Below are 21717 nucleotides of genomic sequence, written 5' to 3'. Positions count from 1 at the left end.
CGGCCTACCAGGAAGCCTTGTGGACGCCGGGGAGCTCCCCGCGGTGCGCCATGTCGCGCACGCACACTCGGCACAACCCGAACTTGCGGTAGACGGCCTTGGGCCGGCCGCACCGCTGGCAGCGGGAGTAGGCGCGTACGGCGAACTTCGGCTTCCTCTTGGCCTTCGCAATGAGGGCTTTCTTCGCCATTACTCGTTCTCCTTGAACGGGAAGCCCAGGTGCCGCAGCAGCGCCCGGCCTTCGTCGTCGGTCGTCGCGGTGGTCACCAGAGTGATGTCCATGCCGCGCACCCGGTCGATCTTGTCCTGGTTGATCTCGGGGAACACCGCCTGCTCGGTCAGGCCGAAGGTGTAGTTCCCGTTGCCGTCGAACTGCCGGTCCGACAGGCCGCGGAAATCGCGGATGCGCGGCAGCGCCAGCGACAGCAGCCGGTCCAGAAACTCCCACATGCGGTCGCCGCGAAGCGTGACCTTCGCGCCGATCGCCATTCCTTCACGCAGCTTGAACTGCGAGACCGACTTCCGGGCGCGACGCACCACGGCCTTCTGGCCGGTGATGGTCGCCAGGTCCTCCAGCGCGCCGTTGATGAGCTTGGAGTCGCGAGCGGCCTCGCCCACGCCCATGTTCACCACGATCTTGGTCACTCCGGGGATCTGGTGCAGGTTCTTGTACTCGAACTGCTCCTGCAGCTTCTGCCTGATCTCGGACCGGTAGGTCTCCCTCAGGCGAGGCGCGATCTTCTCTGCAACGTCAGTCATCACAGGTCCTTACCCGTCCGCTTGGAGATCCGAACCTTGCGGTTGTTCTCGTCCTTGCGGTAGCCCACGCGAGTGGGCTGGTTGTCGGCGTCGAGCACCATCACGTTGGACACGTGGATCGACGCCTCCTGGGTGACGATCCCGCCGGTGCGCGAACCACGCGCCGTCTGCCCGGCCTTGGTGTGCTTGGTGATGCGGTTGACGCCCTCGACGAGCACGCGCTCGCGCCCGGGGTACGCCTCCAGCACCAGGCCCTCGGCGCCCTTGTCCTTGCCCGCGAGAATGCGGACGCGGTCGCCCTTCTTCACCTTCATCTCTTACAACACCTCCGGCGCGAGGGAGATGATCTTCATGAACCGCTTGTCGCGCAGTTCCCGGGCCACCGGCCCGAAGATGCGGGTCCCCCGCGGTTCGCCGTCCCTCACCAGGACGGCCGCGTTCTCGTCGAACTTGATGTACGACCCGTCGGGGCGGCGGCGCTCCTTGGCGGTCCGCACCAGGACGGCCTGCACGACGTCGCCCTTCTTCACCCCGGCGGCCGGGATGGCGTCCTTGACCGTGGCCACGATCGTGTCGCCGATACCGGCATAGCGTCGGCCGGAGCCGCCCAGCACCCGGATGCACAGGATCTCCCGCGCACCGGTGTTGTCGGCGACCTTCAGCCGCGACTCTTGCTGAATCACGTCCCGATCTCCCTACTTGGCCTTCTCAAGGATCTCGACGATGCGCCAGCGCTTGGTCTTCGACAGCGGCCGGGTCTCCATGATGGAGACGCGGTCGCCGACCCCGCACTGGTTGTCCTCGTCGTGCGCCTTGTACTTCTTGCTGGTCCGGATGACCTTCCCGTACAGCGGGTGCATGCTCCGGTCCTCGACCTCGACGACGGCCGTCTTGGCCATCCTGTCGCCGACGACCAGGCCCTCGAGCACCTTGCGCCGACCGCGAGTAGTGGTTTGCTCGCTCATTCCTCAACCTCCTCCGGCGTGGCGCTGAGGCCGAGCCGGCGCTCGTTCATAACGGTGTAGATCCGCGCGATCTCCTTGCGGACCAGGCCGAGCATGTGGTTGTTCTCCAACTGGCCGGTCGCGTGCCGGACCCGCAGGTTGAACAGCTCTTCCTTCTTGTCGAGCAGCTTCTGCTCGAGCTCCTTGTCACCGAGCTCGCGGAGCTCGCCGGCGTCGATACCAGTCGCCATAACTCACCTGCACCTTCACGCGTTACGACGCGGCACTTCATCGGCAGCTTGTGGATCGCGCGCTGCAGTGCCTCGTGGGCGGTGTTCTCGTTCGGGAACGAGATCTCGAACATCACCCGGCCCGGCTTGACGTTCGCCACCCAGTGCTCGGGCGAACCCTTGCCGGAGCCCTGGCGGGTCTCGGCCGGCTTCTTGGTGATGGCACGGTCGGGGAAGATGTTGATCCAGACCTTGCCGCCGCGCTTGATGTGGCGGGTCATGGCGATACGGGCCGCCTCGATCTGCCGGTTGGTCACGTAGCCGTGCTCCAGCGCCTGGATGCCGAACTCGCCGAAGGTGACCCTGGTGCCGCGGGTGGCCTTGCCCTTGCGCTTGGGCGCGTGGGGCTTGCGGTAACCGCGCGGCGGTTTCCGTGGCATGAGCATGTCGCTTAGCCCTCCTGCTTCTGAGTCTCGGTGGCGGGAGCGGCCGAAGCGCCCTCGGGCTGCGCGCCCTGCGGCGTGCCGGTGTTCGCGCTGCGACCCCGGCCCCCGCGGCCTCCGCGGCCGCGGCCCGGCCGGCCACCGCGGTCGCCGCCCGCGTCGCGGCGGCGCTGCATCTGCTCGGCCTGCTCCTTGAGCGTGGCCTCACCCTTGTAGATCCACACCTTGACGCCGATGCGGCCGAAGGTGGTGTGGGCCTCGAACAGGCCGTAATCGATGTTCGCGCGCAGCGTGTGCAGCGGGACCTGGCCCTCGCGGTACTGCTCCGAGCGGCTCATCTCCGCACCGCCGAGGCGGCCGGAGCACATGACCTTGATGCCCTTGACCGTCGGGTTGCGCATGGCCGACTGGATGGCCTTGCGCATCGCGCGGCGGAAGTTGACGCGGCTGGCCAACTGCTCGGCCACGCCCTGGGCGACCAGTTGAGCATCGACGTCGGGGTTCTTGACCTCGATGATGTTCAACTGGACCTGCTTGCCGGTCAGCTTCTCGAGCCGGCCGCGCAGGCGGTCGGCCTCGGCGCCCTTGCGGCCGATGACGATGCCCGGCCGGGCGGTGTGGATGTCGACGCGGACCCGCTCGCGGGTGCGCTCGATGTCGACCTTGCTGATGCCGGCACGCTCAAGGCCCTTGGTCATGAGCTTGCGGATCTTGACGTCCTCGCCGATGTAGTCGGCGTACTCCTTGTCGGCGTACCAACGCGACGTCCAGTCAGAGCTGATGCCGAGGCGGTACCCGTGCGGGTGGACCTTCTGACCCATTACTTGGTCTCCTCCTTCTCAGCGGTCTCCGTCGTCTCGTCGGTACCGTCCGAGTCGGGCTCGGTTTCGGCGGGCTTGTCGGCCTTCTCTTCCGGCTTGGGCGCGGCCTTCGGGCGGCGGATCGAACCGGTGTCCACGGGGGCGGCCTGGACCGACTCCACCACCACGGTGATGTGGCTGGTGCGCCGGTTGATCCGGTAGGCGCGACCGTGGGCGCGGGGCCGGTAGCGACGCATGGTCGGGCCCTCGTCGACCCGGATCTCCGAGACCAGCAGGGACTCGGGGTCCAGGCCCAGATTGTTCTCCGCGTTGGCCGACGCCGAGGCGATGACCTTGTAGACCGTCTCGGCCGCGCTGTAGGGCGCGAACTCGAGGGTCGTCAGGGCCTCGTCCACGGGCAGGCCACGCACGAGGTCGACGACGCGGCGCGCCTTGCGCGGGCCGACGCGGACGTACCGTGCGACCGCGCGCGCCTTCGGAGCCTCCTGCTCCAGTGTTGCCATCGTTCTATTCCTTCGTTCGTTACTTCAAGCCCGTGGCCTAGCGGCGACGGCTCTTGCGGTCGTCCTTCACGTGGCCGCGGAACGTGCGGGTGGGAGCGAACTCCCCGAGCTTGTGCCCGACCATGTTCTCGGTGACGTACACCGGAACGTGCTTCCGCCCGTCGTGGACCCCGAAGGTCAGCCCGATGAAATCGGGCGTGACCGTGGAGCGGCGCGACCAGGTCTTGATGACGGTCTTCGACTTGGACTCGACCGCCGCGTCCACCTTCTTCTGCAGGTGGTCGTCGACGAACGGCCCCTTCTTCAGGCTGCGGCCCATGCTTACTTACCCCGCTTCCGGTTGGCGTGGCGACGGCGGACGATCAGCCGGTCGTTCGGGTGGTTCTTCCTCCGGGTGCGCCCCTCGGGCTTGCCCTTCGGGTTCACCGGGTGGCGCCCACCGGAGGTGCGGCCCTCGCCGCCCCCGTGCGGGTGGTCGACCGGGTTCATGACGACACCGCGGACGGTCGGCCGCCAGCCCTTCCAGCGCATGCGGCCGGCCTTGCCCCAACTGATGTTGGTCTGCTCGGCGTTGCCGACCTCGCCGATCGTGGCGCGGCAACTGGACTCGACCAGGCGGATCTCCCCGGAGGGCATGCGCAGGTGCGCGTACTTGCCCTCGCGGGCGAGCAACTGGATCGAGGCGCCGGCGCTGCGGCCCAGGGCCGCCCCGCCGCCGGGCTTGAGCTCCACGGCGTGGACGGTGGTACCGACCGGGATGAAGCGCAGCTCCATCGCGTTGCCCGACTTGATGTCGGCTCCGGCGCCGCTCTCGACCCGGTCGCCCTGCTTGACCCCCCTGGGGGCCAGGATGTAGCGCTTCTCGCCGTCGGCGTAGTGCAGCAGCGCGATGTTCGCGGTGCGGTTCGGGTCGTACTCGATGTGAGCAACCTTCGCCGGCACGCCGTCCTTGTCGTGGCGCCGGAAGTCGATCACCCGGTAGCGGCGCTTGTGGCCGCCCCCGCGGTGGCGGGTCGAGATCTTGCCCGAGTTGTTGCGGCCGCCGGACTTGGTCAGCGGGCGCACCAGCGACTTCTCCGGCGTCGACCGCGTGATCTCGTCGAACTTGGAGACGCTGGAGCCGCGCCGGCCTGGCGTCGTCGGCTTGTACTTGCGAATGGCCATGTCTTCTCTCCTGCGTCCCTACGAGATCTGTCCGCCGAAGATCTCACCCAGGCGACCGGGGTCGCCCTCGACGGTGATGATCGCGTGCTTGACGCTCTTGCGCTGGCCCCAACCGCTGCGGGTCCGCTTGCGCTTCCCTTCGCGGTTGAGGGTGTTGACGCTCTTGACGTCCACCCCGAAGATCTGCTTGATGGCGATCTTGATGTGGCTCTTGTTGGCGCGCGGGTCGACCTCGAAGGTGTACTTGCCCTCGCCCAGGAGGGTGTAGGTCTTCTCCGAGATGACCGGCTTGATGATGATGTCGCGCGGGTCGGCGACTCTCACTTCGCTCATGCCGCGGCCTCCTGCTCGGTCCGGTCAGCGATGAACGCCTCGAGGGCGGCCTCGCTGAAGACGATGTCCTCGTTGTTGAGCACGTCGTAGGTGTTGAGCTGGCCCCAGTCGAGGAGGTGGACCTCGGGGAGGTTGCGCAGGCTGAGCCGCGCGGTCTCCTCGTCGCGGGCGAGCACCACCAGGACCTTGGCCGACTCGGTGACCGCGCCGAGCGCGGCCTTGGCGGCCTTGGTCTTCGGCTTCTCTTCGTCGATGAAGGAGGTGATGACGTGCAACTGCTCGCTGCGAAGACGGTCGGTCAGCGCGCCCGCGAGCGCGGCGGCCTTCATCTTCTTGGGTGTGCGCTCGGCGTACGAGCGCGGCTTGGGGCCGTGCACGGTGCCGCCGCCGGCGAACTGCGGGGCGCGGATCGAGCCCTGGCGGGCGCGGCCGGTGCCCTTCTGGCGGTAAGGCTTCTTGCCGCCGCCGCGAACCTCGCCGCGGGTCTTGGTGTTCGCCGTGCCCGAGCGGCCCGCGGCCTGCTGCGCGGTCACCACCTGGTGCATCAGCGGGATGTTCGGCTCTACATCGAAGATCCGCTCGGGGAGGGCGATGGCCTTCCCGGTCGCCTTGCCGGAGGCGTCCTTGACGTTGATTTCGAGGCTCATTGGGTGACCACCTGCTTCACTGCGCTGCGGACGAGCACCGTGCCGTTCTTGGAGCCGGGGACGGCGCCGACGATGAGCAGGAGTCCGCGCTCGGCGTCGACCGCCTGGATGCGCAGATTCTGCGTGGTCTGGCGGACTCCGCCCATGCGGCCGGCCATGTTCATGCCCTTGAACACGCGTCCGGGCGTGGCGCAGCCGCCGATCGCGCCGGGCGCGCGGTGGACCTTGTGGGTGCCGTGGCTGGCACCGTGGCCGCCGAAGTTGTGGCGCTTCATGACGCCGGCGAAGCCCTTGCCCTTGGTCGTGCCGGTGACGTCGACCAGATCGCCGGCGGCGAAGGTCGTGGCCTCGATGGTCTGGCCGAGCTCGTAGTCGGCCGCGTCGGTGGTCCGGATCTCGACCAGGTGGCGCCGCGGCGCGACGCCGGCCTTCTCGAAGTGGCCCTTGATCGGCTTGGTGACGTTCTTGAGTTTGACGTCGCCGAAGCCCAGCTGCACGGCCGAGTAACCGTCGACGTCGGGTTTGCGAATCTGGGTGACGACGCACGGGCCGGCCTGCACCACCGTGACGGGCACGGCGCGGCCGTTCTCGTCCCACACCTGGGTCATGCCGAGCTTGGTGCCCAGGATTCCCTTGATCTGCCTGTCCATTGGTGCCCCTACAGCTTGATCTCGATGTCGACGCCCGCCGGCAGGTCGAGTCGCATCAGCGAGTCGACCGTCTTGGGGGTCGGCTCGAGGATGTCGATGAGGCGCTTGTGCGTACGCATCTCGAAGTGCTCGCGAGAGTCCTTGTACTTGTGCGGCGACCGGATCACGCAGAAGCGGTTGATCTCGGTCGGCAGCGGCACCGGCCCGGCGATGTCAGCTCCGGTGCGGGTGACCGTCTCCACGATCTTGCGGGCCGAGGAGTCCACGACCTCGTGGTCGTAGGCTTTCAGCCTGATGCGGATCTTCTGTCCCGCCATGGTTCCTTACCTAACGTAAATTGGCTGTTCAGACCGCTCCACGCGGTCGGGCGTGTCGCGAGCTCGGGCACGGTTTCGGACACAGGGGTACCTGATCCGGGTGTCTTGGCTCGCCCGCCTGCCCGCCGTGAACGGTCCCTCTCGGCGCTGTGCCTACTTGGGCCCGCGGGCCGGGCGTGAGCATCAGCGGTCGCCAACGGCGGGCTGATGCGAACGCAACCTCCCTATTATGCAGGTCCCCGCTATTGCGCGGTAATCCGGGGCGCGGACAGTGGGGCAGGTTACGCGTATGTACCTGTGGAAGCAAAGCACCGGGGCGACCCAGCGGATGGGTCGCCCCGGTTCGCGGTCTTACTTGATGACCTTGGTGACGCGGCCGGAACCGACGGTGCGGCCACCCTCGCGGATCGCGAAGAGGAGGCCCTCGTCCATCGCGACCGGCTGGATGAGCTCGACCTTCATGTCGGTGTTGTCGCCGGGCATGACCATCTCGGTGCCCTCGGGGAGGGTCACCACGCCGGTCACGTCCGTGGTCCGGAAGTAGAACTGCGGACGGTAGTTGTTGAAGAACGGCGTGTGGCGGCCGCCCTCGTCCTTGGCCAGGATGTAGACCTGGCCCTCGAACTCGGTGTGCGGCGTGGTGGTGCCCGGCTTGGTCACGACCATGCCGCGCTCGACCTCCTCGCGCTTGGTGCCGCGGAGCAGCAGCCCGACGTTCTCACCGGCGCGCGCGTCGTCGAGGGTCTTGCGGAACATCTCGATCGCGGTCACCTTGGTGTTGATCGAGGACTCCTTGATGCCGAGGATCTCGACCTCCTCGTTCGGGAGCAGGACGCCGCGCTCCACGCGACCGGTCACGACGGTGCCGCGGCCGGTGATGGTGAAGACGTCCTCGACCGGCATCAGGAACGGCTTGTCGGTGTCGCGCTGCGGCTCCGGGATCGACTCGTCGACGGCGTCCATCAGCTCGGCGACGGCGTCCATCCACTTCTGCTCGCCCTCGAGGGCGTTCAGCGCCGAGACCTTGACGACCGGCGCGTCGTCGCCCGGGAACTCCTGGTCGGACAGCAGCTCGCGGACCTCCATCTCGACCAGCTCGAGGATCTCCTCGTCATCGACCATGTCGGCCTTGTTGAGCGCCACCACGATGTACGGGACGCCTACCTGGCGGGCCAGCAGCACGTGCTCGCGGGTCTGCGGCATCGGGCCGTCGGCGGCCGACACGACCAGGATCGCACCGTCCATCTGGGCGGCACCGGTGATCATGTTCTTGATGTAGTCGGCGTGCCCCGGGCAGTCGACGTGGGCGTAGTGCCGGCTCTCGGTCTGGTACTCGACGTGCGAGATCGAGATCGTGATGCCGCGGGTCTTCTCCTCCGGCGCGTTGTCGATCTCGTCGAACGGCGTGTACGGGTTCAGGTCCGGGTGCTTCTCGTGCAGGACCTTGGTGATGGCCGCCGTGAGCGTGGTCTTGCCGTGGTCGACGTGACCGAGCGTGCCGATGTTGATGTGAGGCTTGTTCCGCTCGAACTTTTCCTTAGCCACTTCGTCCTCCTGTGGACTGAATAAATCTGGTTTGACTTAACTGACCCATTGCGTCGCCGGTGATGCACCGGCCACAGGTGGGTTCACGGGCGGGAAGACGGGCTTGCCCTCCCGATCCGATTACTCGCCTGTCGCCTTGGCGATGATCTCCTTGGCGACGTTCGCCGGGACTTCGGCGTAGGTGTCGAACTGCATTGAGTAGTTCGCGCGGCCGGCCGTCTTCGACCGGAGGTCCCCGACATAGCCGAACATCTCGGACAGCGGCACCTGAGCGGTGACCGTGCGGTCATTGCCCCGCTCGCCCATCTCCTGGACCAGGCCGCGCCTGGAGTTGATGTCGCCGATCACATCACCCATGTTCTCTTCGGGGCAGATGACCTCGACGGCCATCATCGGCTCGAGCAGCACCGGCTTCGCCCGCTTGGCGGCCTCCTTCAGCACCATCTTGCCGGCGATCTTGAACGCCATCTCCGAGGAGTCGACCTCGTGGTACTGACCGTCGGTCAGCTCCATCTTCACGCCCACCAGCGGGTAGCCCGCCACGATGCCGTCCTCCAGCGCGTCCGCCGCGCCGTCCTTGACCGACGGGATGTACTCGCGCGGGATCCGGCCTCCGGTGATCTTGTCGTCGAAGGCGAACACCTCGTCCTCGTTCGACTTCATGTCGAGCGGCTCGAGGTTCACGATGACGCGGGCGAACTGGCCGGAGCCACCGGTCTGCTTCTTGTGCAGGAACTCGACCTTCTCGACCCGCTTGGTGATCGTCTCCCGGTAGGCCACCTGCGGCTTGCCGATGTTGGCCTCGACGTTGAACTCCCGCTTCATGCGGTCGACCAGGATGTCGAGGTGCAACTCGCCCATGCCGGAGATGACCGTCTGGCCGGTCTCCTCGTCGGTCTGGACCCGGAACGTCGGGTCCTCCTCGGCGAGGCGCTGGATGGCGGTGGCCAGCTTGTCCTGGTCGGCCTTCGACTTGGGCTCGATGGCCACGTCGATGACCGGCTCGGGGAAGATCATCGACTCCAGGATGACCTGGCTGCTCGAGTCGGTGAGCGTGTCGCCGGTGGTCGTCTGCTTCAGACCCTGGATGGCGATGATGTCGCCGGCCTGCGCCTCCGAGCGCTCCTCGCGCTTGTTGGCGTGCATCTGGTAGATCTTGCCGATGCGCTCCTTGCGGCTCTTGGTCGAGTTCATGACCTGAGTGCCGGTGGCGACCGTGCCCGAGTAGATGCGGGCGTAGGTGAGGCGGCCGAGGTGCTTGTCGGTCTGGATCTTGAACGCCAGGGCGCTGAACGGCTCGTCGACGTCGGCGTGGCGCTCGACCGGGGTCTCGTTGTCGGTGAGGGTCCCCTGGATCGCCGGCACGTCGAGCGGGCTCGGCAGGTAGTCGACGACGGCGTCGAGCAGCGGCTGGACGCCCTTGTTCTTGAACGCCGTACCGCACAGCACCGGGTTGATCTCGTTGGCGATCGTGCCCTTGCGGATCGCGGACTTGATCTCCTCGGCCGAGATCCGGTCGCCCTCGAGGTACTTCTCGGCGAGCTCGTCGTCGATGTCCGACAGCGTCTCGATGAGCTTCTCGTGGTACTCATCGGCCTGGTCGGCCAGGTCCGCCGGGATCGATTCGACCTCGTACTTCTCACCGAGGCCGGTCTCGCCCCGCCACACCTTGGCGTTCATTTCGACCAGGTCGACGACGCCGATGAAGTCGGACTCGAGCCCGATCGGGAGCTGCAGCACCGCGGTGTTGGAACTGAGGCGCTCCTGCATCATCTCGACGCAGCGGAAGAAGTTCGCGCCGGTGCGGTCGAGCTTGTTGACGAAGCACATGCGCGGAACGCTGTACTTGTCGGCCTGCCGCCACACGTTCTCCGTCTGCGGCTCCACGCCCGCGACACCGTCGTAGACGGCGATCGCGGAATCCAGAACGCGCAGGGACCGCTCGACCTCGACGGTGAAGTCGACGTGGCCGGGCGTGTCGATGATCTGGATGATGTGGTCGTCCCACTCGCACTTGGTGGCGGCGGACGTAATGGTGATGCCGCGCTCCTGCTCCTGCGCCATCCAGTCCATGGTCGCGGCGCCGTCGTGGACCTCACCGATCTTGTGCGACACGCCGGTGTAATACAGGATGCGCTCGGTGGTGGTCGTCTTGCCGGCGTCGATGTGCGCCATGATGCCGATGTTGCGGAGCTTGGCCAGGGCGGCGTTAGCTTTTTTAGCCACGATTGCCTTCTTCGAGTGTGACCACTACCAGCGGTAGTGGGCGAATGCCTTGTTGGAATCGGCCATCTTGTGGGTGTCCTCGCGCTTCTTGACCGCGGCGCCGAGGCCGTTGGAGGCGTCCAGGACCTCGTTGGTCAGCCGTTCGACCATGGTCTTCTCGCGACGGTCGCGGGCGAACCCGACCAGCCAGCGCAGACCCAGGGTGGTGGCGCGCTGCGGGCGCACGTCCACCGGGACCTGGTAGGTGGCGCCGCCGACGCGGCGGGAGCGGACCTCGAGGGTCGGCTTCACGTTGTCGAGGGCGCGCTTGAGGACGACCACCGGCTCGGCGTCGGCCTTCTGGCGGCAGTTCTCGAGCGCCTCGTAGACGATGCGCTCGGCGAGGCGGCGCTTGCCGTCCTTGAGGACCTTGTTGATGAGTTGGGTCACCAGCACCGAGTTGTAGACCGGGTCAGCAGTCAGCGGCCGGCGGGGCGCGGGGCCTTTGCGTGGCATGTGTCTACTTCTCCTTCTTGGCGCCGTAACGGCTGCGAGCCTGCTTGCGATCGCGGACGCCCTGCGTGTCGAGCGCGCCGCGGATGACCTTGTAGCGGACGCCGGGCAGGTCGCGGACGCGGCCGCCGCGGACGAGCACGATGGAGTGCTCCTGCAGGTTGTGGCCGACACCGGGGATGTAGGCGGTGACCTCGGTGCCGTTCATGAGCCGGACGCGGGCGACCTTGCGCATGGCCGAGTTGGGCTTCTTGGGCGTGGTCGTGTACACGCGGGTGCACACGCCGCGCGCCTGCGGGCTGCCCTTCAGCGCGGGCGTCTTGTTCTTGCTGGTCCTGGTCTTGCGACCCTTTCTGACCAACTGCTGGATGGTTGGCACTGAGCCGAACCCCTCTCAACATGGTTGCTGGTTGCGTATTCCTGTCGTGGCGGCGTCATCTGAAAGCCCCGCTCTCTCGAGCGGGTTCCCGTCCCCCGCGTTCGGGCGTGTCGCGCCTCTCCGGACTCAGAACAGCCTTCGGCGAAGCGAACTTCGCCGCTAGGGCAGGTTCAGACGCGTTCGTGAGTGTGATCTCTGGCGAGACTGACTATCGGAGCCAATATTCACGAAGCCCCCAATTGGAGGGTGTGCGTGCCGATGACGCCAGGCGGGCCGCCTAATGGGAGCAGCCGCCTTGCAGGCACGCAACCTGGCCTGGCTCTCACGGGGACCGAGCTGCCGGAGTAGACAGGGCCACCATGCCGCTCAAAGCGGTGTCCAGGCACAAGGGAGAAGCCTACCTAGCCTAACGAACTGCGTCAAAGCCGATTTCGGCCCGCAAGGCGTCCGTGTTCGAAGTCACGGAACATTCCGGGGCGATCGGGCACTGCGTCGTCCGCTCGGTGCGGTAGACACACCGTGTTCTATCTTAGCTCCTGGAACGGCGGCCCAGCGAGGGGGCCGCCCCGTTCCGAGGGTATCGCGCCTCACCCTCCGAGCCGGGACAGGGCTATCTCGCCCTCGAAGCTCGGCTCCCCCGCCGATCGGGCCAGGCCCACGATCCAGACCAGCAGGATCGCGACCACCACCGCCGCGGCGATCCCCAGCGCGATCCAGCACAGCCGCCGGATGAGCGGCAGCCGGCGCCCGCCGAGCAGGAAGCCCTCGGAGTCCCGGATCTCGGCCTCGGCCTGCCGCGCCAGCAGCAGCGCCAGCAGCGCCGGCACCGCGCCCCCGACGAACGGCGAGAACACCACCGCCAGCACCGCCAGGGTGAAGGCGGCCACGATCTTGGTCGACTCGACCGGATCCGGATCCTCGGGATGCCGCACCGCGTACCCCTCCTGCGCCCACAACACGCGCCCATCCTATTGCGGTTGAACTTCCGGCGAAGAATCGGGAGCATCTGCACATGACCGAACCCGTCGGCGAAACGAAGCTCGAGAACCAGTACCAGGCCGCCTGGGAAGAGTGGTACGCCTCGGAGGACGCCGAGCTCTGGGACCGCATCACCGGAGACGGCCTGGAGCCCGAGGCAGAACGGCGGTAGCGTATGGCGCCACTGACACCCGAGTCAGGAACTCTTGCGCACGGCGACCGTTCCATCCTCATGGATCGGGAACCGGACGAGGTCGCCGACGCCGAGGCTCAGCGCTTCACGAACCGCCTTCGGCACCGTTACTCGACCGTCTTTGCGCACGCGAACTGTGATGTGAACCGTCATTATCCCTCCGTAGCCGCTCAATCGATCACTTGAACTTCGCACCGCCGGAGCGGGCAATCTGCGAGCTTCCGGTCGGTTGTCACCACCGGGCAGTCGAGACGCTCCGCCAATGCGATGAAGGCGGCGTCATAGGGAGTCATGTTGTCCCTCAGGCTCCATGCCCGATCGGCGATTTCGTGCCACGATGAATGCACGATCGGCATTTCGCGGAGGGTCGCCAAGGCGAATTCGGCCCGCTCCAGCGTGATCTTCTTACCGAGGACTCTCCCGCGAATCGCCGAGGTGACTTCAACCGAGAGATGGTCGGGAGCGTGCCAAGCCGGATCCTCGGAGAGCAGCGTGCGAGCCCGATGACTCCGCCCATCATCGCTGGACAACGCTTCCACCAGCAGCGACGAGTCGATGACGATCATGCATCACCCTGATTGCGAAGGTCCCGCTCGGCTCGCTGCGCCGCTATCTCATCGGCGGCATTCGAGTCCTCCCCGCTGTAACCCCCGCCCATCCGATCGAGTCGCTTCAGCATCGCGATGCTGCGGGTTCGGCGCGCGCCTTCTTCCAACAGCCCGAGAAGATACGCCTGCATGGACTGGCCGCGCGCCTTCGCCGCAGCAGCAAGCGAATCCCTGACCTCCTCCGGGACGTCGCGCACTTGAATGTTCACCATGCATGTATTTTACATGCTCCATGCCCGGGTTGGAAAGCCCCCTGAACGATGAGGGGCCGAGCGCTGCGCGCTCGGCCCCTCATCGTTCAGCCGTCGGGATCGGCTGGGGATCTGCTCTAGTAGGTGCCCAGGTCGTAGGAGTCTTCCAGGGACACCGCCGGGCCCGTCCCGTAGGAGAAGGTCGGCGTGGTCGTGTCCTCGTAGCCTCCCAGGCTGTAGACCGCGGCCTTGGCCTCCTCGGTCGGCTCCACCGAGACGTTGCGGTACTTCGCGATGCCGGTGCCGGCCGGGATCAGCTTGCCGAGGATCACGTTCTCCTTCAGACCGACCAGGCTGTCGGACTTGCCGGAGATCGCGGCCTCGGTCAGCACCCGGGTGGTCTCCTGGAAGGAGGCCGCCGACAGCCAGGACTCGGTCGCCAGACTGGCCTTGGTGATGCCCATCAACTGCGGGCGGCCCGAGGCCGGCTCGCCGCCGTCGGCCATGATCTTGCGGTTGGCCTCCTCGAACTCCAGGCGGTCGACCAGCGAGCCGGGCAGGAACTCCGCCGTGCCCGAGTCGATGATCGTGATCCGCTTGAGCATCTGCCGCACGATGATCTCGAGGTGCTTGTCGTGGATCATCACGCCCTGCGAGCGGTAGACGTCCTGGACCTCGCCGACCAGGTGCCGCTGCACCTTCCGCGGGCCCAGCACGCGCAGCAGCTCGTGCGGGTCGATGGTGCCCTCGACCAGCTTCTCGCCGACCGCGACGTGCTCCCCGTCGCCCACGCGCAGGCGCAGGCGGCGCGGCACCTTGTCGACCACGATCTCATCGGAGCCGTCGTCGGGCGCGATGACGATCTTGCGGCTCTTCTCGGCGTCCTCGATCCGCACGGTGCCGCTCGACTCGGCGATCGGCGCCTTGCCCTTCGGGATGCGGGCCTCGAAGACCTCCTGCACGCGGGGCAGGCCCTGCGTGATGTCGTCGCCGGCCACACCGCCGGTGTGGAAGGTCCGCATGGTCAACTGCGTGCCCGGCTCACCGATCGACTGCGCGGCGATGATGCCGACGGCCTCGCCCAGGTCGACCGGCTCACCGGTCGGCATGGAGCGGCCGTAGCAGGCGGCGCACACGCCGTGGCGCGACTCGCAGGTCAGGACCGAGCGGACCTTGATCCGGCTCACGCCCTTCGCGATCAGATCGGCGATGTTGTCCGAGTTCAACTGCGCGCCGGCCTCGAGCACCACCTTGCCGTCGACCTCGACGTCCTCCGACAGGGTCCGGGCGTCGACCGAGGTATCGACCGTCTCGGTCGCGATCAGGCCGCCGTCCAGCTCCATGCCGATCTGGAAGTCCAGGTACCGGTCGGTGCCGCAGTCGGTCTCGCGGATGATGACGTCCTGCGAGACGTCCACCAGGCGCCGGGTCAGGTACCCCGAGTCGGCCGTCCGCAGCGCGGTGTCGGCCAGGCCCTTCCGGGAGCCGTGGGTGGAGATGAAGTACTCCAGCACCGTCAGGCCCTCGCGCAGCGAGGACTTGATCGGACGCGGGATGATCTCGCCCTTCGGGTTCGCCACCAGGCCGCGCATGCCGGCGATCTGGCGAAGCTGCAGCATGTTGCCGCGCGCCCCGGAGTTGATCATCTGCCACAGCGGGTTGCCCTGCTGGAGCGTGTCGTTCAGGTCGTCCATGACCTCGGCGGTCGCCTTGGTCCAGATCTCGGTCAGCTCGCCGCGGCGCTCCTCGGCGGTCATCAGACCGCGCATGTACTGCTTGTCGATCTTGGACGAGTCCGACTCGTACTTCTCGAGGATCTCGGACTTGTGCGCCGGCTCCACCACGTCCTCGATGCCGATGGTCACGCCCGACCAGCCGGCCCACTTGAAGCCGGCGGTCTTCAGCGCGTCCAGGCAGGCGCCCAGGTGCACCTTCGAGTAGTGCTCCGACAGGTCGTGGATGATGTCGGACAACTGGCCCTTGCGCACCTCGAAGTTCACGAACGGGAAGTCCGGAGGCAGGCAGTCGTTGAAGAACACCCGGCCGAGCGTGGTCTCCGCCAGCACGGTCTGCCCCGGCTCCCAGCCCTCGGGGGCCTCCCACGGCGCGTCCGGGCCGTTGTCGATGCGCTGCAGGCCGTCGAGCCGGATCCGGATCGGCGACTGCAGGTTCAGCTCGCCCCGGTCGTAGGCCATGATGGCCTCGCCGACGTCGGCGAACGCGCGGCCTTCGCCCGGCAGCCCCTCGTTGCGGTGGGTCAGGTAGTACAGGCCGATGATCTGGTCCTGCGTGGGCAGGGCCACCGGCTTGCCGTCCGAGGGCTTGAGGATGTTGTTGCTGGCCAGCATCAGGACGCGGGCCTCGGCCTGGGCCTCGGCCGACAGCGGCACGTGGACCGCCATCTGGTCGCCGTCGAAGTCGGCGTTGAACGCCGTGCACACCAGCGGGTGCAACTGGATGGCCTTGCCCTCGACCAACTGCGGCTCGAAAGCCTGGATGCCGAGGCGGTGCAGCGTCGGCGCGCGGTTGAGCATCACCGGGTGCTCGCTGATGACCTCCTCGAGCACGTCCCACACCACCGGCCGGGCGCGCTCGACCATGCGCTTGGCCGACTTGATGTTCTGCGCGTGGTTGAGATCGACCAGGCGCTTCATCACGAACGGCTTGAACAGCTCCAGGGCCATCTGCTTGGGCAGACCGCACTCGTGGAGCTTCAGGCGCGGACCGACCACGATGACCGAACGGCCCGAGTAGTCGACCCGCTTGCCCAGCAGGTTCTGGCGGAACCGGCCCTGCTTGCCCTTGAGCATGTCCGAGAGCGACTTGAGCGGGCGGTTGCCGGGACCGGTGACCGGGCGTCCGCGGCGGCCGTTGTCGAACAGCGCGTCCACCGACTCCTGCAGCATCCGCTTCTCGTTGGCGACGATGATCTCGGGCGCGCCGAGGTCCATCAGCCGCTTCAGGCGGTTGTTGCGGTTGATCACGCGGCGGTACAGGTCGTTGAGGTCGCTGGTGGCGAACCGGCCACCGTCGAGCTGCACCATCGGGCGCAGCTCCGGCGGGATCACCGGCACGCAGTCGAGGACCATGCCCATCGGCGAGTTGCCGGTGGCCTGGAACGCGGCCACCACCTTCAGGCGCTTGAGCGCCCGCAGCTTCTTCTGGCCCTTGCCGGTGGCGATGACCTCGCGGAGGCCGTCGGCCTCGGCGTCCAGGTCCAGATCCTCCAGCAGGTCCTTGATCGCCTCGGCGCCCATGCCGCCGGAGAAGTACTCGCCGAAGCGCTGCTGCAGCTCTCGGTAGAGCATCTCGTCGCCGATGAGCTGGCGCACCTCCAGCTTGCGGAAGGTGTCCATGACCTCGTCGAGGCGGTCGATCTCGCGCTGGGCCTTGTCGCGGATCTGGCGCATCTCGCGCTCGCCGCCGTCCTTGACCTTGCGGCGGACGTCGGCGCGGGCGCCCTCGGCCTCCAGCTCGGCCACGTCGGCCTCGAGCTTGGAGGCGCGCTCCTCGATGGCGGAGTCGCGCTGCTGCTCGAGCGTGCGCTTCTCGGCCACGATCTCGTTCTCCAGCGTCGGGATGTCGCGCTGACGCGCGTCCTCGTCGACGGCGGTGATCACGTAGGCCGCGAAGTAGATGACCTTCTCCAGGTCCTTCGGCGCCAGGTCCAGCAGGTAGCCCAGGCGCGAGGGCACGCCCTTGAAGTACCAGATGTGCGTGACGGGGGCGGCCAGCTCGATGTGGCCCATCCGCTCGCGGCGGACCTTCGAACGAGTCACCTCGACGCCGCAGCGTTCACAGATGATGCCCTTGAACCGGATGCGCTTGTACTTCCCGCAGTAGCACTCCCAGTCCCGGGTCGGGCCGAAGATCTTCTCGCAGAACAGGCCGTCCTTCTCGGGCTTGAGGGTCCGGTAGTTGATGGTCTCGGGCTTCTTCACTTCCCCGTGGGACCACTGCCGGATGTCCTCGGCGGTGGCGAGGCCGATCTTCAACTTGTCGAAGAAGTTGACGTCGAGCACTGAACTCTTCCCCTTGATGTTCTCTTCAGGCTTGGATGAGACGTGGGCGAGGGCGGCTTCTGACCGCCCTCACTCGACGTCAGGCGCTTTCGAAATCGACGCTGCTCGGCTCTTCGTGCGACAGGTCGATCCCCAGCTCCTCGGCCGCCCGGAACACCTCGTCGTCGCTCTCGGTCATCTGGATGGCCTGGCCGTCCGCGGAGAGGACCTCCACGTTCAGGCAGAGCGACTGAAGCTCCTTGAGCAGCACCTTGAACGACTCCGGAATGCCCGGCTCCGGCACGTTCTCGCCCTTGACGACGGCCTCGTAGACCTTCACGCGGCCGACCACGTCGTCGGACTTGATCGTCAGCAGCTCCTGCAGCGCATAGGCCGCACCGTAGGCCTGCATGGCCCAGCACTCCATCTCGCCGAACCGCTGGCCGCCGAACTGGGCCTTGCCGCCCAGCGGCTGCTGGGTGATCATCGAGTACGGCCCCGTGGAGCGGGCGTGGATCTTGTCGTCCACCATGTGGTTCAGCTTGAGGATGTACATGTAGCCGACGCTGATCGGATCCGGGAACTGCTCGCCGGTGCGGCCGTCGAACAGCCGCGCCTTGCCGGTCGGGGCGACCATCCGGTCCCCGTCGCGGTTCGGCAGCGCGTTCGCGAGCACGCCCTGGACCTCCTCGGGGTGGGTGCCGTCGAAGACGGGCGTCCCGACCTTGGAGTCCGCCGGGGCCTCGTCGGCCCCGATGCCCTGGAGGGCCTGCTGCCACACCTCGTCGAAGTTCTCGATCTTCCAGCCGGACTTGGCCGCCCAGCCCAAGTGGACCTCGAGCACCTGGCCGATGTTCATCCGGCCCGGCACGCCCATCGGGTTGAGCAGGATGTCGACCGGGGTGCCGTCGGGCAGGAACGGCATGTCCTCCTGCGGCACCACCTTGGAGATGACGCCCTTGTTGCCGTGGCGGCCGGCGAGCTTGTCGCCCACGCCGATCTTGCGCTTCTGCGCGATGTAGACGCGGACCAGCTCGTTGACGCCGGGGCTCAACTCGTCGCCGTCCTCGCGGTCGAAGGTCCGGACGCCGATGACCGTGCCGGCCTCGCCGTGCGGGACCTTCAGGGAGGTGTCGCGGACCTCGCGGGCCTTCTCGCCGAAGATCGCGCGGAGCAGGCGCTCCTCCGGGGTCAGCTCGGTCTCGCCCTTGGGCGTGACCTTGCCGACCAGGATGTCGCCGTCCTCGACCTCGGCGCCGATGCGGATGATGCCGCGGTCGTCGAGGTCGGAGAGCATCTCCTCGCCGACGTTCGGGATGTCCCGGGTGATCTCCTCGGGCCCGAGCTTGGTGTCGCGCGCGTCGACCTCGTGCTCGTCGATGTGGATCGAGGTGAGCACGTCGTCCTCGACCAGGCGGGAGGAGAGGATGATCGCGTCCTCGAAGTTCTGGCCCTCCCAGGAGGTGAACGCCACCAGCAGGTTCTTGCCGAGGGCCATCTCGCCCTTGTCGGTGGACGGTCCGTCGGCGATCGGCTGGCCGGCCTCGACCCGCTCGCCCTCGGTGACCAGCGGCACCTGGTTGATGCACGAGCCGGCGTTGGAGCGGCGGAACTTGTGCAGCAGGTAGGTGCGGCGCATGCCGTCGTCCTGGGCGATGGTGATGTAGTCGGCGCTGGAGTCCTCGACCAGGCCCTCGGCCTCGGCGGTCACGACGTCGCCGGCGTCGACCGCGGCGCGGTACTCCATGCCGGTGCCCACCAGCGGCGAATCGGTCTTGATCAGCGGCACGGCCTGGCGCTGCATGTTCGCGCCCATCAGGGCGCGGTTGGCGTCGTCGTGCTCCAGGAACGGCACCAGCGCGGTGGCGACCGACGTCATCTGCCGCGGCGAGACGTCCATGTAGTCGATTTCCTTGCCGGGCATCAGCTCGGCCTCGCCGCCGCGGCCGCGGGCCAGGACCTGGGGGTCGGCGAAGGTCGCGTCCGTGTTCAGCGGCGCGTTGGCCTGGGCGATGGTGTACCTGTCCTCCTCGTCGGCGGTCAGGTAGTCGATGTCCTCGGTGACGACGCCGTCGACGACCCTCCGGTACGGAGTCTCGATGAAACCGAACGGGTTGACCCGCGCGAAGGTCGACATCGCGCCGATGAGGCCGATGTTCGGTCCTTCGGGCGTCTCGATCGGGCACATGCGGCCGTAGTGGGACGGGTGGACGTCGCGGACGTCCATCGCGGCGCGGTCTCGCGACAGGCCGCCCGGGCCGAGCGCCGAGAGGCGGCGGCGGTGGGTCAGACCCGCGATGGGGTTGACCTGGTCCATGAACTGCGACAGTTGCGAGGTGCCGAAGAACTCCTTGATCGCGGCCACCACGGGGCGGATGTTGATCAGGGTCTGCGGCGTGATCGCCTCGACGTCCTGGGTCGTCATGCGCTCGCGCACGACTCGCTCCATGCGGGACAGGCCGACGCGGATCTGGTTCTGGATCAGCTCGCCGACCGTCCGCAGGCGGCGGTTGCCGAAGTGGTCGATGTCGTCGGCGTGGTGGGCCGGCTCCGCCGAGTGCAGCCGCAGCATGTACTCGATGGTCGCGGCCAGGTCGTCCTCGGTGAGGACGCCGGTGGACATCGGCACCTCGAGGTCGAACTTCTTGTTGATCTTGTAGCGGCCGACCTTGGCCAGGTCGTAGCGCTTGGCGTTGAAGAAGAGGTTCTCCAGCAGCGTCTGCGCGTTGTCCTTGGTCGGCGGCTCACCGGGGCGGAGCTTGCGGTAGATGTCCAGCAGCGCCTCGTCCTGCGACTGGATGGTGTCCTTCTCCAGGGTCGCCATCATCAGCTCGGACCAGCCGAAGCGCTCGCGGATCCGGTCGGCGTCCCAGCCGACGGCCTTGAGCAGGACGGTGACGGCCTGCCGGCGCTTGCGGTCGACGCGGACGCCCACGGTCTCGCGCTTGTCGACGTCGAACTCGAGCCAGGCGCCCCGGCCGGGGATCACCTTGGCGCTGGTGAGGTCGCGGTCGGAGGTCTTGTCGGGCTGCTTGTCGAAGTAGACCCCGGGCGAGCGGACCAACTGGCTGACGACGACGCGCTCGGTCCCGTTGATGATGAAGGTGCCCTTGGGGGTCATCATCGGGAAGTCGCCCATGAAGACCGTCTGGCTCTTGATCTCGCCGGTGGTGTGGTTGATGAACTCCGCGGTGACGAACAGCGGAGCGCAGTAGGTGAGGTCCTTCTCGCGGCACTCTTCGATCGGGGCCTTGACCTCGTCGAAGCGCGGGTTGGAGAAGGACAGGCTCATGGTGCCCGAGAAGTCTTCGATCGGGCTGATCTCTTCGAGGATCTCGTCCAGACCGCACTTGGCGTCCTCACCGACACGGGCCCGGTGGGCGTCGTTGCCGATGAGCCAGTCGAAGGAATTCGTCTGGAGCGCCAGTAGGTTCGGGACTTCGAGTTTTTCTTCGATCCTGCCGAACGAAATGCGGCTGGGTGCGTGCTTGCTCTTGCTGGAGCTGGTCTTGCCAGTGCGGGAAGCTGCCAAGATTCGTCCTTCCGAGGACCTGAGTTTGCTGCGGCCGGCGCATGCCAAGGTCACGACAACGAAGCGGGATCGGCGCGAACAGCCGGGGCGGGCATCGGTCGCACGGTCACGTGCGGCGCGCGAGCGCTCAAGCGTCGATACCTGGATTCCCCACCGTCCACGACCCTCACCGCGTCAAAAAAGAGCGTGAAGGAGGCAGCGCAAATTAATAGCCTAGTGTAAGCTTCGGCAACTGTCAACTCCCCGCCGAGTCGGCGGGGTCAGTAGTGACGGCGATCTCCTGGGCTGCCGAAGCTCCTCCCAACTCTGGGTCGATCCTGCCTGGCCGTGGGGCCTCATTCGGTCGGCGCCGGGCGGGTCCCGCGCGGTGGTGCTTCTGGAGGGGCACCCGGAATTGCACGTTACCCGCGCCACGTTGCGGCGCCTGAGCCACCAGTTTGCAGGATCGAGTCACACTTCGTCAAGTCAAGCGTCGAATGCGTTGCGGTGCGTTCGTTCGCAGGACCGGACGAAGCACGACGCTGAAAGTCCCAGCGCTTGCGGGATCGGACTGGCGCCGAACGCATCCGGCTCCGTCCGCCCCGCACCGACCGGCGGACCGGACGGCGGGGCCGCGCCGTCGCCCTCAATCCGGCGCGGACCCCGTGCGCTGGGTCGTTCGGGGAGTATCCGCGCCGGTGCCGCCCAAACATCGTCGGCGTCCGGACGGCGGAGCGGCGGTCCGAGCCGTCCCCTCCGCGGCTCGGACCGCCGTCGTCCGA

At 67.3% G+C, this 21717-nt stretch carries 25 protein-coding genes and 1 pseudogene; 1 reads left to right on the top strand and 25 read right to left on the bottom strand.

The window, feature by feature from the left end:
* Positions 1-4 precede the first annotated feature (4 nt).
* From CUT39_RS19550 to CUT39_RS20600, 20 genes and pseudogenes are all read right to left on the bottom strand, one after another.
* The gene (locus tag CUT39_RS19550; protein ID WP_100449133.1) at positions 5-190 is read right to left on the bottom strand and encodes a type Z 30S ribosomal protein S14; all 186 of its coding nucleotides are present in this window, start codon (positions 188-190) and stop codon (positions 5-7) included.
* Positions 190-759, bottom strand: coding sequence for a 50S ribosomal protein L5 (gene rplE, locus CUT39_RS19545; RefSeq protein ID WP_100449132.1), 570 nt, complete (start codon positions 757-759; stop codon positions 190-192). The genes CUT39_RS19550 and rplE overlap by 1 nt, the downstream gene beginning before the upstream one ends.
* Positions 759-1073 carry a 50S ribosomal protein L24 gene (gene rplX, locus CUT39_RS19540; protein ID WP_100449131.1) on the bottom strand — a complete coding sequence of 105 codons (315 nt, stop codon included), beginning with the start codon at positions 1071-1073 and terminating at the stop codon, positions 759-761. The genes rplE and rplX overlap by 1 nt, the downstream gene beginning before the upstream one ends.
* 3 nt (positions 1074-1076) lie before the next feature.
* On the bottom strand, positions 1077-1442 hold the full coding sequence (gene rplN, locus CUT39_RS19535; RefSeq protein WP_100449130.1) for a 50S ribosomal protein L14: 366 nt from the start codon (positions 1440-1442) through the stop codon (positions 1077-1079).
* Between the two features lie 12 nt (positions 1443-1454).
* Positions 1455-1724, bottom strand: coding sequence for a 30S ribosomal protein S17 (rpsQ, locus tag CUT39_RS19530; protein ID WP_100449129.1), 270 nt, complete (start codon positions 1722-1724; stop codon positions 1455-1457).
* Positions 1721-1954, bottom strand: a complete 234-nt coding sequence (gene rpmC / locus CUT39_RS19525) for a 50S ribosomal protein L29 (RefSeq protein WP_100449128.1) — start codon at positions 1952-1954, stop codon at positions 1721-1723. The genes rpsQ and rpmC overlap by 4 nt, the downstream gene beginning before the upstream one ends.
* 14 nt (positions 1955-1968) lie before the next feature.
* A pseudogene (rplP, locus tag CUT39_RS19520) lies at positions 1969-2379 on the bottom strand (50S ribosomal protein L16); the annotation flags it as partial.
* 5 nt (positions 2380-2384) lie between these two features.
* Positions 2385-3197, bottom strand: coding sequence for a 30S ribosomal protein S3 (gene rpsC, locus CUT39_RS19515; RefSeq protein ID WP_100449127.1), 813 nt, complete (start codon positions 3195-3197; stop codon positions 2385-2387).
* Complete coding sequence (gene rplV, locus CUT39_RS19510) at positions 3197-3700, bottom strand: 50S ribosomal protein L22 (RefSeq protein ID WP_100449126.1); 504 nt, start codon at positions 3698-3700, stop codon at positions 3197-3199. The genes rpsC and rplV overlap by 1 nt, the downstream gene beginning before the upstream one ends.
* 37 nt (positions 3701-3737) lie before the next feature.
* Positions 3738-4019 carry a 30S ribosomal protein S19 gene (rpsS, locus tag CUT39_RS19505; RefSeq protein WP_100449125.1) on the bottom strand — a complete coding sequence of 94 codons (282 nt, stop codon included), beginning with the start codon at positions 4017-4019 and terminating at the stop codon, positions 3738-3740.
* A 2-nt stretch (positions 4020-4021) separates the two neighbouring features.
* On the bottom strand, positions 4022-4864 hold the full coding sequence (rplB, locus tag CUT39_RS19500) for a 50S ribosomal protein L2 (RefSeq protein ID WP_100449124.1): 843 nt from the start codon (positions 4862-4864) through the stop codon (positions 4022-4024).
* An 18-nt stretch (positions 4865-4882) separates the two neighbouring features.
* Positions 4883-5197, bottom strand: a complete 315-nt coding sequence (gene rplW / locus CUT39_RS19495) for a 50S ribosomal protein L23 (protein ID WP_100449123.1) — start codon at positions 5195-5197, stop codon at positions 4883-4885.
* On the bottom strand, positions 5194-5844 hold the full coding sequence (rplD, locus tag CUT39_RS19490; RefSeq protein WP_100449122.1) for a 50S ribosomal protein L4: 651 nt from the start codon (positions 5842-5844) through the stop codon (positions 5194-5196). Before rplD ends, rplW begins: the two co-directional genes overlap by 4 nt.
* Complete coding sequence (gene rplC / locus CUT39_RS19485) at positions 5841-6494, bottom strand: 50S ribosomal protein L3 (protein WP_100449121.1); 654 nt, start codon at positions 6492-6494, stop codon at positions 5841-5843. Before rplC ends, rplD begins: the two co-directional genes overlap by 4 nt.
* A gap of 8 nt (positions 6495-6502) precedes the next feature.
* Positions 6503-6811 (bottom strand): 30S ribosomal protein S10, encoded by a 309-nt coding sequence (rpsJ, locus tag CUT39_RS19480; protein WP_100449120.1) that lies wholly within the window; start codon positions 6809-6811, stop codon positions 6503-6505.
* Positions 6812-7162: 351 nt separating this feature from the next.
* The gene (gene tuf / locus CUT39_RS19475) at positions 7163-8356 is read right to left on the bottom strand and encodes an elongation factor Tu (RefSeq protein ID WP_100449119.1); all 1194 of its coding nucleotides are present in this window, start codon (positions 8354-8356) and stop codon (positions 7163-7165) included.
* 120 nt (positions 8357-8476) lie between these two features.
* Positions 8477-10582: an elongation factor G gene (fusA, locus tag CUT39_RS19470; protein ID WP_198587290.1), complete on the bottom strand. Its 2106-nt coding sequence runs from the start codon at positions 10580-10582 to the stop codon at positions 8477-8479.
* Between the two features lie 24 nt (positions 10583-10606).
* Positions 10607-11077, bottom strand: a complete 471-nt coding sequence (gene rpsG / locus CUT39_RS19465; RefSeq protein ID WP_100449118.1) for a 30S ribosomal protein S7 — start codon at positions 11075-11077, stop codon at positions 10607-10609.
* Positions 11078-11081: 4 nt separating this feature from the next.
* On the bottom strand, positions 11082-11453 hold the full coding sequence (gene rpsL, locus CUT39_RS19460; RefSeq protein WP_100449117.1) for a 30S ribosomal protein S12: 372 nt from the start codon (positions 11451-11453) through the stop codon (positions 11082-11084).
* A 587-nt stretch (positions 11454-12040) separates the two neighbouring features.
* On the bottom strand, positions 12041-12412 hold the full coding sequence (locus tag CUT39_RS20600) for a hypothetical protein (protein WP_100449116.1): 372 nt from the start codon (positions 12410-12412) through the stop codon (positions 12041-12043).
* Positions 12413-12465: 53 nt separating this feature from the next.
* On the opposite strand from CUT39_RS20600, the gene CUT39_RS20595 reads away from it, so the two are divergent.
* Positions 12466-12603, top strand: a complete 138-nt coding sequence (locus CUT39_RS20595; protein WP_157930847.1) for a hypothetical protein — start codon at positions 12466-12468, stop codon at positions 12601-12603.
* 24 nt (positions 12604-12627) lie between these two features.
* Here CUT39_RS20595 and CUT39_RS19450 read toward each other — a convergent pair whose 3' ends face one another.
* The 5 genes from CUT39_RS19450 to rpoB form a co-directional block, all read right to left on the bottom strand.
* Positions 12628-12777, bottom strand: a complete 150-nt coding sequence (locus tag CUT39_RS19450; RefSeq protein ID WP_100449115.1) for an AbrB/MazE/SpoVT family DNA-binding domain-containing protein — start codon at positions 12775-12777, stop codon at positions 12628-12630.
* Between the two features lie 17 nt (positions 12778-12794).
* Positions 12795-13190 carry a type II toxin-antitoxin system VapC family toxin gene (locus tag CUT39_RS19445; protein ID WP_100449114.1) on the bottom strand — a complete coding sequence of 132 codons (396 nt, stop codon included), beginning with the start codon at positions 13188-13190 and terminating at the stop codon, positions 12795-12797.
* Complete coding sequence (locus CUT39_RS19440; RefSeq protein WP_100449113.1) at positions 13187-13444, bottom strand: FitA-like ribbon-helix-helix domain-containing protein; 258 nt, start codon at positions 13442-13444, stop codon at positions 13187-13189. The genes CUT39_RS19445 and CUT39_RS19440 overlap by 4 nt, the downstream gene beginning before the upstream one ends.
* Before the next feature lie 116 nt (positions 13445-13560).
* Positions 13561-17445 carry a DNA-directed RNA polymerase subunit beta' gene (locus CUT39_RS19435; protein WP_100449112.1) on the bottom strand — a complete coding sequence of 1295 codons (3885 nt, stop codon included), beginning with the start codon at positions 17443-17445 and terminating at the stop codon, positions 13561-13563.
* Positions 17446-17524: 79 nt separating this feature from the next.
* Positions 17525-20956, bottom strand: coding sequence for a DNA-directed RNA polymerase subunit beta (gene rpoB / locus CUT39_RS19430; protein WP_100449111.1), 3432 nt, complete (start codon positions 20954-20956; stop codon positions 17525-17527).
* Between the last annotated feature and the right edge of the window lie 761 nt (positions 20957-21717).

This window comes from Glycomyces xiaoerkulensis, assembly GCF_002798405.1.
GTDB lineage: Bacteria > Actinomycetota > Actinomycetes > Mycobacteriales > Micromonosporaceae > Glycomyces > Glycomyces xiaoerkulensis.
The sequence above is the reverse complement of the archived record's forward strand: the minus strand, read 5'-3'. Positions and strand labels throughout refer to the sequence as shown.